General features: G+C 45.6%; 10 protein-coding genes. 3 read left to right on the top strand and 7 right to left on the bottom strand.

Going from position 1 to position 13899, the window contains the following annotated elements; translation table 11 throughout:
• Positions 1–278 precede the first annotated feature (278 nt).
• Genes mnmE through QUB11_RS08195 form a run of 3 tightly spaced genes read right to left on the bottom strand, consistent with a single transcriptional unit; the run spans position 279 to position 2252 of the window.
• Positions 279–1664 carry a tRNA uridine-5-carboxymethylaminomethyl(34) synthesis GTPase MnmE gene (mnmE, locus tag QUB11_RS08205; protein ID WP_333199492.1) on the bottom strand — a complete coding sequence of 462 codons (1386 nt, stop codon included), beginning with the start codon at positions 1662–1664 and terminating at the stop codon, positions 279–281.
• 25 nt (positions 1665–1689) lie between these two features.
• Positions 1690–2046 (bottom strand): type II toxin-antitoxin system PemK/MazF family toxin, encoded by a 357-nt coding sequence (locus tag QUB11_RS08200; RefSeq protein ID WP_333199494.1) that lies wholly within the window; start codon positions 2044–2046, stop codon positions 1690–1692.
• A complete protein-coding gene (locus QUB11_RS08195; RefSeq protein ID WP_333199496.1) occupies positions 2043–2252 on the bottom strand; it encodes a hypothetical protein in 210 nt (69 codons plus the stop codon). The genes QUB11_RS08200 and QUB11_RS08195 overlap by 4 nt, the downstream gene beginning before the upstream one ends.
• A 360-nt stretch (positions 2253–2612) precedes the next feature.
• On the opposite strand from QUB11_RS08195, the gene QUB11_RS08190 reads away from it, so the two are divergent.
• Both QUB11_RS08190 and QUB11_RS08185 read left to right on the top strand, forming a co-directional pair.
• Entirely contained in the window at positions 2613–4811 is a 2199-nt protein-coding gene (locus QUB11_RS08190; RefSeq protein ID WP_333199498.1) for a tetratricopeptide repeat protein, read from the top strand.
• Positions 4768–7182 carry a tetratricopeptide repeat protein gene (locus QUB11_RS08185; RefSeq protein WP_333199500.1) on the top strand — a complete coding sequence of 805 codons (2415 nt, stop codon included), beginning with the start codon at positions 4768–4770 and terminating at the stop codon, positions 7180–7182. Before QUB11_RS08190 ends, QUB11_RS08185 begins: the two co-directional genes overlap by 44 nt.
• Before the next feature lie 320 nt (positions 7183–7502).
• On the opposite strand, the gene QUB11_RS08180 is transcribed toward QUB11_RS08185, so the two are convergent.
• From QUB11_RS08180 to QUB11_RS08165, 4 genes are all read right to left on the bottom strand, one after another.
• Positions 7503–8936 (bottom strand): protein adenylyltransferase SelO family protein, encoded by a 1434-nt coding sequence (locus QUB11_RS08180; protein WP_333199502.1) that lies wholly within the window; start codon positions 8934–8936, stop codon positions 7503–7505.
• Positions 8937–9225: 289 nt separating this feature from the next.
• A complete protein-coding gene (locus tag QUB11_RS08175) occupies positions 9226–11742 on the bottom strand; it encodes a GH116 family glycosyl hydrolase (RefSeq protein WP_333199640.1) in 2517 nt (838 codons plus the stop codon).
• Between the two features lie 415 nt (positions 11743–12157).
• Positions 12158–12478: a metalloregulator ArsR/SmtB family transcription factor gene (locus QUB11_RS08170; protein ID WP_333199504.1), complete on the bottom strand. Its 321-nt coding sequence runs from the start codon at positions 12476–12478 to the stop codon at positions 12158–12160.
• 131 nt (positions 12479–12609) lie between these two features.
• A complete protein-coding gene (locus QUB11_RS08165; protein ID WP_333199506.1) occupies positions 12610–13437 on the bottom strand; it encodes a hypothetical protein in 828 nt (275 codons plus the stop codon).
• On the opposite strand from QUB11_RS08165, the gene QUB11_RS08160 reads away from it, so the two are divergent.
• Entirely contained in the window at positions 13437–13649 is a 213-nt protein-coding gene (locus tag QUB11_RS08160) for a hypothetical protein (protein WP_333199509.1), read from the top strand. The two genes, QUB11_RS08165 and QUB11_RS08160, sit on opposite strands and share 1 nt — an antisense overlap.
• Positions 13650–13899 lie beyond the last annotated feature (250 nt).

The raw sequence follows: 13899 nt of genomic DNA, 5'->3' as shown, positions 1-13899 counted from the left end.
CGCCCGCCCTAAAAATACAACAGAACAGGCAAGATGCCTGTTCCACAAAGAGTGAAATTCGGGGTTTCAAAAAGAGTGAAATTATTGTAGGGAGTAGGGGTTGGGCGTCCCGCCCGCCCTAAAAATACAACAGAACAGGCAAGATGCCTGTTCCACAAAGAGTGAAATTCGGGGTTTCAAAAAGAGTAAAATTCTTGTGGGTTGGGCGTCCCGCCCGCCCTAAAAATACAACTTAAATGCGAGACAGCTTACCTATTTAATTTACTCTTTTCCTATTGCTATTTGCCAATGCAAAACCTGCTAAATATTCTGTCGAGCACTGATTCTGTCACTTCTTCCCCCGTCACTTCCCCCAATGCTTGAATTGCACCGCGTAAATCTATTGTCCAGAAATCTAAAGGCAATTTGTTGCTAATAGTATCCGTGCATTGTTCCAGAGAAATTTTAGCTTTAGTTAAGGCCGCTGCTTGTCGCTGGTTGATTGCTAAGTCTGAGTTGGCTGCTTGCAAATTTCCCCCGGTGACGGCATCTAAAATTGCTGTTTCTAAGTCTTCTATGCCTCGATCGAGGGCGGCGGCTGCGGTAACTATACGGTGAATTTCAGAGGAAAAAGGTAGTTCGGGGAGGGTTTTTACTAAGTCGATTTTGTTGATAATTATAATTAGCTGGCGGTGGTTTACTTGTTCGTAAATTTCCGAATCTTCTTCTGTCCAACCAGATTCCGCGTCAATTGTCAACAACACTAAATCGGCTTGTTTTGCTGCGGCGCGCGATCGCTCAACGCCAATTTTTTCTACCTTGTCCTCGGTTTCTCGAATGCCCGCAGTATCAAGAACCTGCACTGGAATTCCCCCGACAACTAGCTGCGATTCTACCACATCCCGCGTCGTACCGGGCAAATCCGTGACGATCGCCCGATCGCTCTTACTCCAAGCATTCAACAAACTCGATTTTCCCACATTCGGCCGCCCAACAATCGCTACTTTCAAACCAGTTCTCAACAATTCTCCACGATCTGCGGTTGCCAAAATTGTTGACAATTCCTCCAAAACATTATTTATTTCCAAAGAAGTTTTAGCTTCATCTAAAGGCGGCAAATCTTCCTCAAAATCAATTCTCGCCTCAATTTCTGCCAGCACGTCCAAACAAGTTGTTCTCAATTTGCGAATTGGCTGCGCTAATTTTCCTTGCAAACCAGCTAAAGCACTTTGTGCAGCAGCGGGCGATTTTGCTCCCACCAAATCTGCAATACTTTCAGCTTGAGTTAAATCGAGCCTCCCGTTCAAAAAAGCCCGCAGCGAAAACTCTCCCGGCTGCGCCAATCTCGCCCCATGTTCCAAACACAACTGCAAGACTTGCTGCACGGCCATGATACCGCCGTGACAGTGAAATTCCACCACATCTTCGCGAGTAAAAGAACGCGGTGCTTTCATGATTAGCAGCAAAGCTTCATCGACTAATTCTTGAGTTTTGGGGCGGCGGATGTGGCCGTAAAGAATGCGGTGAGACTCCCAAATTTGCCGTCCTGGGGCGCAAAACAGAGTTTCGGCAATTTTTAAGGCTGCGGAACCGGAAACTCGCACAATGCCGACGCTGCCTTGTTGGGGAACTATGGCAGTGGCGATCGCTGCGATCGTTCCTCCTTTTGTTAGTGATTCAGACATTTTTAATTGCTCTATAGTTTAATAATTATCTCGATCGCCCTATCTGCAATGCCTCGAACATATAGGCATTTAATTGCTGTATATAGAGATTTCCTAATTCACCCAATCGTCTAATAATTAATCTGCGTTGGAGGGTAGCTATTCGAGTTACTCTAACTTTAGATGATACTCGCAATCCCGTTGCCGAAAATTCTATATCTTCCACATTTAAAGCAAACTCTTCATTACTCAAACGGCTAACATTTTGAGACGAAATAAAGCAAACAGTAACTTCATCAGGATTTGAGATAGCACATAGCACTAAAGCCGGACGCAATTTCATCTGACTCAAATCAGTAAATGGAAATTCGACTAATACAATATCTCCTTTTTTTAGTGTCACGCAATAGGTTCTCCATCTTCTATTGTGTAAATATCAGGTTCGTCATGCAAAAAGTCAAAACAGCCACCACTTTGATCGAGCTGCATAAGTTCCTGAGTCGAAGGGTACGGGATCTTTTCTAGTAATTTGTCCGTAATCGCTAATTGTTCGTCTGCGGAGAGAGATAAGATAACTTGAATTAGGGAGTCAACGAGTTGTACGTTCATTTTAAGTCATCTGTTGCTCGGTTACTAAATTATACTATAAGTTCACGCTTTGCATCTACAGTCAACCGATACGGGCAGCAGACTGGGACTAATCTTAATGCTATAGTCCTCGACGCAGAAATTGTTTTTTTTACGGAAATACTGCATCCCGGCTTTTAACACTGCGTCCTGGACTGCTCAAATTCAGACAAGGCTCAAAGTTTGGGCGATCGCCTTTAAATTGCCAGCACCTGTAGTCCTACTACTGGCGATTTCTTCGGCGGCTTGGCACACCGGAATCAATAGCTAAAAGTTTGACACCACAGTGAGCTATTCTGATTTCATGCAATAATGGAACATTGACAGGGTAGAGGGCAAAGCATGATTGGTCAACTCCTAGACAGACGTTACCGCATCATTAAAGTCACAGACTCAAGTGAGGTGGGAAAAACTTATCTAGCAGCAGATACTCACCGTCCCGGGTATCCGCAATGCACGGTTAGAGAAATGCGGCTACCCGGCACAAGTTCGCAAACTCCAGAATTAGTCAAAGTTATATTTCAAAGAAACGCAGAAATAATTGAAAAATTGGGTAAACACGACAAAATTCCCGAATTATTGGCGTATTTTGAGGAAAATCAAAGTTTATACTTAATAGAAGAATTTATTGCCGGCTCACCTTTAAGTCAAGAACTAATACCCGGTGAACCTTGGGATGAAGACCAAGTAATTGGTCTGCTATCAGAAATATTAGAAATTTTGGTGTTCATACACGACAAAGGTTTCATTCACCGCAGAATTCAACCAGACAGAGCGATCCGGCGCGAGTCAGACGGCAAATTTGTATTGGTAGACTTTAGCTTAGACAAAGAAATTAACCCGGAACTTGCTAACTGTCATTTGTTGTCGCAAACTTCCCCGAACTCTGTTAAACGCCATGAGGCAAAAAAACAGGATTTGGGGGCCCAGGAGTTATACGTGCCGATCGAGCAATTGAGCGGCAACCCCCGTTACAATAGCGACATCTACGCTCTAGGTACGATCGCCCAGCTTGCCGTCACGGGACTCTCACCCAACGAACTGAGTGCCTTAAAAAACAACAAAAACGAAATTCCCTGGCGAAACCGGGCAACTTGTTCGGCCGCCCTAGCAGATATTATCGATCGAATGGTGCGCCCTGACTGTGAGGAACGTTATCAGGAGGCCGCCGAAGTTTTAGCAGACCTCAAACAAATCGCCGTAAAATTGGAGGTTGAGCCGCCGCCAGCCACAATCATCACGCACGCTATGAGTCAACCGCTAAGACAAAGCCAAACCAAACTGCTGCTGTTGGCTGCAACAGCGGCAGCTTTAATCTTGACGGCAGTGATAATTTACTTTTGGCAGAGTCAAAGTCCGGCGAGGTCAAAAGAATTGTTAGCCCGCGGCGTTACCAAGGCGCAGCAAGGTGACACAACAGGCGCGATCGCCGATTATACTCAAGCGATCGCCCTGAATGCCAGCGATGCGGAAACTTACTACAAGCGGGCAAACGCTCGCTACGACATGGGCGCAACCGAGGAAGCAATACAGGATTACACGCAAGCAATTAAAGTCAATCCTAGCCACACCAAAGCTCTCTACAATCGAGGTATGGCCCGCCTCGACATCGGGGACAAGCGGGGGGCCGTGGAAGATTTCACCCAAGTAGTGCGACTCAATCCCAGCGACGGTGAGGCCTACTCTCAGCGGGGTTTAGCTTACTACGAGTTGGGCGACTACCGCACAGCAATAGAAGACTACACTCAAGCAATTAGGCTCAGTCCCAACGATGCTACAGCTTACAGCAATCGGGGTTTAGCTCGATCGGCTGCAGGCGACAAAACAGGAGCAATGGCAGATTTTACTCAAGCCCTGCAAATTAGCCCCAAACAAGCTGGCGTTTACTACAGTCGTGGTCGAGCGAGATTTAATCTGGCAGATTATCAAGGAGCGATGGAAGATTATACTAAGGCGATCGAATTACAACCAGATCTCGCCGATGCTTATACCAATCGGTGCAGCGCTTACTTGAATTTGGCCACCTACGACAAAGCGATTGCAGATTGCACCGAAGGAATTCGCCTCGATCCAAAAGATGAAGCAGCTTACAACAACCGCTGCATTGCTTATCTGAATTTAAAACAATTTCAAAAGGCCAGCGAAGATTGCAGTTTGACGATCGGACTTAACGGCAACAATCCCAAAGCATACAGCAATCGAGGATTAGCTCGATCGGCTTCGGGAGACAAGCAGGGAGCTGTGGAAGATTTTACTCAAGCAATTCGACTCAATCCCAGCGATGCCGTAGCTTACAGCAATCGCGGTACTATTTACTCAGAACTAAAAAATTACCCTTTAGCAGTTGAGGATTTCGCTCACTCGCTGCGGCTCAACCCCAACAATGCTAGCGCTTTTTACAGCCGAGGCCTCGTCCGTCGCCAACTCAAAGACCGTGCCGGGGCGATCGAGGATTTTCAGAAAGCTGCAACCCTCTTTCTAGAACAAGGAAGAGCCGATGGTTTCCAAAACGCACAAGCACAAATCAACGACCCTAAATAAACTATTAGTTTCCATTCAGATGTTAAAAAAAGAAGAAAAAAGGAAGAAGGAAGAAGGAAGAAGGAAGAAAGAAGAAGACCCAATTACCAATTCCCACTTACCAACTTCTCGTTACCAACTCCCCGTTACCAATTCCAAATTACCACCTCCCCGTTACCAATTCTCACTTATAGATATGAACATGGTTGGTCAACTTTTAGACAGGCGTTATCGCGTAGTGCAAATTCTCAGCTCGGGTGCTTTCGGACAAACTTATTTAGCTGTCGATACTCGTCGCCCTGGCCACCCTCAATGTGTAGTCAAACAACTGCGCCCTCCCAGCAACACTTCCACAGTTCTCAAAACAGCTTACCGCTTATTTAAACAAGAAGCAGAAATATTAGAAAAGCTGGGAAAACACGATCAAATTCCATTTTTACTCGCTTATTTTGAAGAAGCCAATCAATTCTACCTCGTCGAAGAGTTTGTGCCCGGACACGCCCTAAATAGGGAAATTGTGGCCGGTCAACCTTGGCGGGAAGAACGAGTGCTGGATCTGTTGGAAGAAGTGTTACAAGTTCTCGCCTTCGTACACTCTCAGGGAGTGATTCACCGCGATGTTAATCCCTCCAACTTAATCCGCCGCAAACCAGACGGCAAATTAGTTTTAATTGACTTCGGTTCGGTTAAAGAAGTTGCGAGTCACGTCAGCGAGTACGATACAGAATTTCCGCGCACCATTGCTACTGGAACTCCGGCTTATATGCCGATCGAACAATTTCAAGGAAACCCGCAATTTAGCAGCGACCTCTATGCAGTCGGGATGATGGCAGTCCAAGCTATCACTGGTTTACCCGGTACGGATTTGCCAAAATTGCAAGATCCGAGTCCTTCTCATACGGGGGAAATTGTTTGGCGAAACCGAGCTCAATGTTCTGTGGGATTAGCCAATATAATTGATAAAATGGTCTGTCACCAATTTGCCAAGCGCTATCAATCTGCGGATGAAGTTTTGCTAGCTCTGAGCAAGTTGAGGCACCGCCAAGAACCGGGGAATCCGGCTCACAAGAAAAGTATGGCTCCCACCTTAGTTTCTTCTGATCGTTTTTCGTCACGTTTGGGAAGTCGATTTTGGTTGATGATTTTGGCGGGGTTCGGGGCGGCGATAGTTCTGCTATTTCTGTTTAGTTATTGGAGCCGCCCGAATCCGATTAAAGCTAAGGAATATTACGAACAGGGAGTGGAAAAGTCTCGCAATCAAGAGGCGGCGGCCGCTTTGCAGGCTTTTAATAAGTCAATTCAATTGAATCCTAAAAATGCCGAGAGTTTTTACCAGCGCGGTAATGCTAATTATGATTTACAAAAGTATCAAGAAGCAATTGCGGATTATTCTCAGGCGATCGCTCTCAATCCTAAATATTTTCAGGCTTATTTTAACCGCGGGCTAGCCCGTCACGATTTTAACGACAAGGGCGGGGCGATTGAGGATTACACTCAAGCTTTGAATCTCCAGCCCAATGATGCTGATACATATTATGAAAGAGGAGTTGCTTATTTAGAACTGCAAGATTACAAGGCGGCTATTCAGGATTTTAACGAAGTAATTCGGTTGCAGCCGAACCTTGTGAAAGCTTATCATTCGCGGGGATTGGCTCGCGCTGGGAGTGGCGATTTGCAGGGGGGGATTGGAGATTATACTGAGGCAATTAAACTTGATGCTAAGAATGTTGATGCTTTCTACAGTCGGGGGAGAGCTCGCTTTCACCTAGGAGATTATCAGGGAGCTTTGGCGGATTATTCTCAGGTAATTGCGATCGATCCCAAGAGTGGAGATGCTTACGCTAATCGTTGTAGCACGCAGTTGAATTTGGGAGCGCATCAAGCGGCAATTGACGATTGCACTCAGGCAATTTCGCTGAGCGATGAGGATGGGGTTCCTTACAACAATCGCTGCATTGCTTATTTAAATTTGAAGGATTATCCGAAAGCAATTGCCGATTGCACTCAAGCCCTGACAGTGAATCCGAATGATTTTAATGCTTTTAACAATCGTGGTTTAGCTCGCAGCGCGGGGGGTGACGCCCAGGGGGCGATCGCAGATTTTACAGCAGCAATCGGGTTCAATCCCAACAATGCTGAAGCTTACGCCAATCGGGCTAAGATTTATCAAGAGTTAAAGAATTACAATAGTGCGATCGCAGATTACGTGCAAGCTATTCGGATCAGTCCGAATTATGCTGCTGCTTACTACGGTAGAGGCATGGTTCGCCGCTCCTTGGGAGACAAAGCAGGAGCAATTAGCGATTTTGAAAAAGCAGGCAAAATGTTTCTCGATCAAGGACTTACGGGCGGTTACAAAGATGCACAATTTGAGATTGAAAAGCTGAAGTAGTCAATCGATTTTAGATTTTAGATTTTAGATTTTAGATTAAAGAATTGAAGCATTGACCCCCCGAATTTATTCGTGGGGCAAGTTTCATCGGATACAGGTTTTTTATTTCTCCGTCCTGAGTCTGCGAAGGCATGAATCCGGGGGCTTGTATCCTGGATGCTTTCGGTCATTAGTCATTAGTGATTATTTCTCGATGTTATATTTTTATCGATCAATATTTTATAATCTCAGATGGCGTAAGGGCTGGTTTACCTTAATATTTAATACCAACAGAAAATGCAGGTAGACCAGCCCTTACGCGCTATTAATGCTAGCTATTATCAATTTTCTGGGTCTTGAAGTCGTTTAACCAATTCATAAAACGGTTCCCAATTATCCTCAATAGCAATGGCTTCCCAAACAGCCTCAATCGTCGGTCTCAACAGCGATTGTTCGGGATTGTGCCGGAGCAAACAGTCCGCCATTTTGTCCATATCATCCGCAGACAAACTTTGCAAAACGTGATAATAAAACTGTCGCCAAGGTGCTATCAAGTCTGCCGGTTCCGCCTCAGCAAAAATTAGACTAGCATCATCTCGCCAAGTGCGATCAAACTGTCTTCGCAGTTGAAAAAAGAAATCGTGATACTCAACTTGAGACTCCGCCAGCATTTTAATTGTCACCTTCAACAACTCATCTCCCTCCGCCTCTGGCAAATCCTCAAATCCCAATCTATTGAGCATCAACCGCCGATAAGCTGCATTATAATAATCGCCAAACTTTGCCAAACCCGCATCCAGATCAGCTTGAGGAATCGCCGCTGCTAGCGGTTGCTGAAGCTTCTCTAAATTGTCCCTACAAATCAACGGTTGATTGCCGTAACAATAAAGACCCGAATAGTCAAAATAAGCTGCGGTAAATTGCGGCTTGTAAGTTGGGATAAAAGCGAAAGGCCCGTAATCGAAACTTTCTCCTGTAATTGACATATTATCAGTATTAAGCACGGCCTGGCAAAATCCTGCTGCCATCCACTGAGCGACTAATTCAGCTACTCGCTTGACTAAATCTGCATAAAATAGCGCATATTTTTCGGCAGGCGAAACCCCGGCATTACTTGCTTCTAAATGCAGTTGTGGATAGTAATATTCAATAACAAAATCTAAAAGTTTTTTAGTTAAATCCGGGCGGCGGATATAGTGCAATCTTTCAAAAGTTCCAAACCGGATGTGAGAATGACTGAAACGCACCATTACGGACGATCGGGTGGGTGATGGTTCATCGCCCCGCCACAAAGCATCCCCAGTTTCAACTAAACTAAAACAGCGAGATGTCCGCACTCCCAACCGGTGCAAAGCTTCGGCGGCTAAAACTTCGCGAATTCCCCCTTTGAGAGTAAGTCTACCGTCACCGCCCCGCGAGTACGGAGTGCGGCCGGAACCTTTAGTGCCGAAGTCGTAAAGTCTGCCGTCAGTCCCGCGAACTTGGCCGTATAAGAAGCCTCTACCGTCACCTAAATTGGGGTTATATGTGTTGAATTGATAGCCGTGATAGCGAAGTGCCAAAAAAGGGCGGACGCAGTGAAATTCGCCGAACGCTTCAATGAAATGTTGGTCGGTTACTTGTGCGGGGTCTAAACCCAATGTCGGCAATAATTGGTCATTGCGGAAGCGGAGAATATGCTGCGGAAAATCGGCTGCAGGGACTTCATCAAAATAGTCGCCGCCGAGGGATTCGAGGGCTGGTTCGTAGTTGAGGGAAAGCAAAGGATTTGACATTTTTCTATTTTATCTTGAAATTGGCGATCGCTCCAAATTATATACGGGTAAGGTGCGGACTGCATTGGTGTCAATAATTGCCTCATACCCTTGGTCTCCCTGGTTTATAGCCGAGTCTCGCTCCTCCTTTCATCCCTGTACTGTTTCATGCTCAAATTTTAGCATAGGTAAAGTTTGAGCATGAACCATTAATGTCTTCCTCGAATGCGGAAAATTTTTACTTTCAATAAAATTGATAGTTTAATTAACCGTTTTCCTGGCTCAACATGGGGTTGAAGGCGTAATTTGTTTAAATTTTAGTGGATTCATCAGCTAATATACCAATTCCCTCTTTAAAATTGGTCAACACCCCGTAAATTGCCCAAATAGCCATCGCCCGCAAATAGTGACTAGCCCGAAAAGTTCCCCCCGCCGTAATCGCTTCCGGCGTCCGAAACTGCAACCCATTTTCATAAATCTGCTTCACCACCGCATCCGTCAATTTAAAAGCTTTCTCCTCCATCCCCATCTGTACCAAAAAAGCCGCCAACCCAAAATTAATCCCCGTCCAAACTTCCAAAGGATGAGTTGCATTCGGATTTTCCGGCGAACCATTCAGCATCACGCCATTCGCCGCACCGAACTCGCCATCGTTGAATTTCAAAAAGCAAGATTCGTACACAGTCTCTAAAGCGCTGACTGCACATTCCGGCGGCACAATATCCGGCAATCCTAACAGTTTCGCGTAAAATTGACCGCACAGTTGGTCAGCCATCACCACTTCGGAATTACTCTCGCTGTCCAAACGGTAATATTGGCCGTTCCACAGTTTTTCTTGATAGCTCGGTCTTGCTTGTAGCAGCCAACTGTGATATAATGCTATCTTTGCTTGAGGGTTAGGAATTATCTCCGGTGCTCCATCTTCCAAGATTTCGCCGATCGCGATCGCAGCCTCCAGCGCCGCCAACCACAAACCCCCGCAATACGCACTTATCCCCCGCATTTGCCAGTCATCAAACGTCTGATCCGGTGCTCCAGAATTCTCAGGAATTCCGTCCCCATCCTCATCAAAAGTTTTCAGATAAGCCAAAGCCTCAACAATTGCCGGCCAACACTCTTGCAGAAACTCACAATCGGTGCCGCCAGTCAACAGGAAATCCCGATAAACCTGCAACACAAAATCGCAAGGCAAATCCTTCCACAAATTGCAATCTTGATAGCTAGTATAATTCGTTTTCTCCCAAGGATGCTCATTAGGAGCACCCAAATCGTGCGGCGTCGCACCGACAGCTTTTCTAATAGCCGAAGCTTGATTCCAACCAATAATTCTCGGCGTATCGTCTCCGGCAGAAATTGCCCTAGCAAACGCTAAAACCACCGACTTTTCCAAATCCGGCCACAGCATCAACAAAGCAAAAGAACCGTAAAGCCGCACGTCCAAACTTTCGTACCAGCGGTAATCAATGCACTCCAAAACCGCAAATTGACCCTTTGGATCGCGTTCGTCAGCGGCACTCCAAAGAGTACCGCCGTCTGTCAGGGCGTACAACTCATTAAACAAAGCCATTTTAAAACTGTCTGACAAATCTTTCCGTTCTAAAATCGGTTTTTGCCAAGCTTCAATATTTTCGCGCCAAGTATCGGAATGCTTCATTGCAGTACGAATAATCGGCCAAGCATTTTTGCCGTTACGACCGAAGAAATCCGTATAGCGGCGGTAGTACCAAACTCCCGATGCAAACTCAGTAACGGGCAAATCCCAAGCTATAATAAAGGGGATTTTGCGAGTTTTTCCCGGTCGAATAGTAAAGCGAACTGCGATCGCACAAGCCAACTGTTCTCCTGCGGCTGCGGCTGTCTCGTCTCTGTCATCCAACAAGAAACCTTCAGCAGAAAAGTTGCGCCAAATCTCCTCGCCATTCCCCGCCGGGTTCCAGCGAGTTTGATAGAATACCTCTACCGCTGGATTAGTAATAGTTGCGATCGCCCATTGTCCATCCCCTTCTTGCGGTTCGTCCTCAGCAGTCAACCGCGTCATCACACAACCGATTCGGTGAAAATCTTCCACCAACAAATTCATATTTCCGCCGCTTTCTCCCCACCGGGGTTGATAGTCATAAAATGGACTACCATCATCTCGCACCATCACTTTCGGGGACTTATTGGCATTAGTAAACCAACCAACAATATTCTCCCAAGTCAGCATGATGCTAAGAGTAATCGGCGCATCGGTAGGATTGTGTGCCACCCATTCAAACATGGCGACTGGGTAACTGCTTTCCTGATAATTGTTCGGCAAAATTGGCGAAAATTGCTCGCAGCTTAATTGAGCCTGAAACACATTTTCGTATACAAACCAACTGCGCGGATACAAAGCATGATAAGTCCCCGAAGATTGAAATTTTTCCTTCTCTTCCCTTCTTCCGTCTGCCTTCAGAATTTCATCCGTTACATCCGTTACATAATCCGTTGCCGAACTTCCTTCCGATGGATACCATTTCCAACTAGATAAACTGCCATCGCTAGGCGGTTCAGTGGACAGTGCAAAAGCTTGTTTCTTGCCTTGAGTTTCTTCAAAAACGCTGAACTGACAAGCGGGCAAACTGCGAAAAATGTGCTCGCCGCCGTCAATGTGCCAGAGGTTGAAGTCGCCGCGGGGCGATCGCCCGATGCAGCCGGCACCGAACCCGCCCAGAGGCATTCCGTGCCAGGGGCCGTCGTCGAGATTGCTTGCGTAGCGGACTGTATAGGGATTCTCCCAACCGAGGCCAATGGGACGTTTCCAGGTGTGCGGGGGGATGTTTGGATTGGATGTGCGATCGTTCATGATAGGTGTTAGTGGCAAGGGCGATCGGTGGAATTCCGGCAGAGCTTTAATAGTATATATCTTATATCTTGCACCATTCTCAATTAGCCTTTTATGAACAGGCTTTTCGGCCTGTTCCACAAGAAGATATACTCTTTGTGGAACGGGCCGGAGAGTCCGTTTTTGAGAATGGTGCAAGATGTGAGATATATAGGACTTACACAAAAAACCCAGTTTCTGATTTAGATTTTAGATTTTAGATTGCAGCAAGCCACTTTATCGGGGCATAATATAATCAGCGATCGACATCTTGGAAAAATAAGATATTGCGCCCCGATCACCTCTGCATACGCCCTACGTCTATAAAAAGCTTGAGATTATTTGTTGGAGATATCTATTGGCAAAACCTTGATTTCTATAAACCAGCCCTTAGTTCTTATTGCAACTGTTCCAGGGCATCTCGCACGTCAACCAGATGGTTGTTAAATACTTCTAACGCGGCATCCAAAATCTTGAAAATAGCCCGGTCACGAATGGAATAGAACACAAAGTTGCCCTGTTTGCGACTTGTCACCAAATTCCTGCTTCGTAACACGGCTAATTGCTGAGAGATAGACGAAGGCTCTATTTCCAGCCAGTCAGCGATATCGTTGACGCTGCGCTCTTGTGTTCGCAGGGTATCTAGAATCTGAATCCGCACTGGATTAGACAACACCTTGAACAGGTCTGCTTTAAAATCGCTCGGTTTCAATGCCATTCTATTACCTAAGTATCCTTAAAGCTTTGTGGGTCATCTTAACATTCTGATGTTCTGTCATACAAGTGACCGTCTGAAGTAATCCGGGGGGCGTTAAGGTATCGATTTCTATTGATTCTTATAGAATAGACTTAGTGCTTTTGAGTAATTACCTGTAGTGATTCACTTGGCGGTTGATCGATCGTGATGGTTGTGGCATCGCCGGTGGTTAACACTCGTTGCTTACCGAAGGTTGTCCACAAACCCCTGGCATGACGTTGATACTGACGGATGCTCGATGCCCCAAGCGGTCGATGAACGTGGTTAGGGATGATAATCAGATCGGGGCTGCAATAGTTGAATACTTCTGGGCAGTAACCATCTTCTTGTCCGTGATTGGAAGCGACAAATAGGTTGACTTGGCGAAGTCGATCGCGAAATTTGGGATTTCGCAATAAACCACGCCACCCCTCTGTCTTCAAATTACCGGGAAAGATCATATTCACATTCCGAGCTGACAGGAAGGTAACTAGGCTGAGATTATGAACGTCAAGAAACTCTGGATACTGGTTGCAGAAAAAAGAAATAGTCACATCCCCTAGATGAATCCTTTGATCTACATTTGTCTGCCCATTATAAACTTTGTTTAAGAGTCTTAGCTCTTTCCCCGTGCCGGGATTCCGAACGGCTAACTCAGGAACACTATTTGCATCAATTGATGGATTAGCAATCAAATAATCAATCGAAAAATTATGTTCCAATAAATGACTCGTTAAATCAGAGAAGCCTATTAAATGCTCTTCGGTGTAAGCGGGTACGATTAAGTAATCGAGGTGACGGGTTCGATGATTTAGAAAATACCAGATCGGTCGAAAATTATTGCGAAAACTGTAGCCACAGTCAATCATGGCTGTACGATAATCATCGGCTTCAATGGCAGAGCAAAAGCCACGATCGACATCAAAAATTTTAATTTTCATTGTCTTTGCTACTCTACAAAAAACAAGCTGCTGTGCCGCTCGATCCCACTTTAATTAGGAATAAAATCGAATACGACAGCATAAAATGCCGTCGGTCGCGATCGCCTCAGAAAGTGCAGATGGGCGAGCGCATCTGTACGAGAAAAATATCGAGCAAGAACAATATTTTGGAAATTAGGGAGAAGACGGACAACGCACCAACGCCGACATGAATCTTCTGTTCCATTTAGAAAAGGTCGTTCAATGTAACCCATCTCGGTGTATATGTTTTATCCAGTTTTAACTATCTACGAGTACCAACCGCAGAGGGTTAATCCTCGTAGATGATGGCTATTGCAGCAGCGGGGTAAAAATTCCCTGGTGGATTGCTGGTTGCCACAATCTAGCACGAGTGTTAATCTATATGCAAGACTTTGAATATTCTCAGATAGAGAAATTCAAAGACATAAGGAGATTTTTGGA

Origin of the sequence: Microcoleus sp. B6-A1 (genome assembly GCF_036705085.1) — a bacterium.
GTDB lineage: Bacteria > Cyanobacteriota > Cyanobacteriia > Cyanobacteriales > Microcoleaceae > Microcoleus.
Note: the sequence above shows the minus strand (reverse complement) of the source record. Positions and strands in the feature narration are given on the sequence as shown.

Bases quoted from the DNA above. Each gene is read 5' to 3' on its own strand.
- mnmE (WP_333199492.1), bottom strand. From the start codon at position 1,664: ATGTCTGAATCACTAACAAAAGGAGGAACGATCGCAGCGATCGCCACT.
- QUB11_RS08165 (WP_333199506.1), bottom strand. From the start codon at position 13,437: ATGAAAATTAAAATTTTTGATGTCGATCGTGGCTTTTGCTCTGCCATT.
- QUB11_RS08175 (WP_333199640.1), bottom strand. From the start codon at position 11,742: ATGAACGATCGCACATCCAATCCAAACATCCCCCCGCACACCTGGAAA.
- QUB11_RS08190 (WP_333199498.1), top strand. From the start codon at position 2,613: ATGATTGGTCAACTCCTAGACAGACGTTACCGCATCATTAAAGTCACA.
- QUB11_RS08170 (WP_333199504.1), bottom strand. From the start codon at position 12,478: ATGGCATTGAAACCGAGCGATTTTAAAGCAGACCTGTTCAAGGTGTTG.
- QUB11_RS08195 (WP_333199496.1), bottom strand. From the start codon at position 2,252: ATGAACGTACAACTCGTTGACTCCCTAATTCAAGTTATCTTATCTCTC.
- QUB11_RS08180 (WP_333199502.1), bottom strand. From the start codon at position 8,936: ATGTCAAATCCTTTGCTTTCCCTCAACTACGAACCAGCCCTCGAATCC.
- QUB11_RS08185 (WP_333199500.1), top strand. From the start codon at position 4,768: ATGGTTTCCAAAACGCACAAGCACAAATCAACGACCCTAAATAAACTA.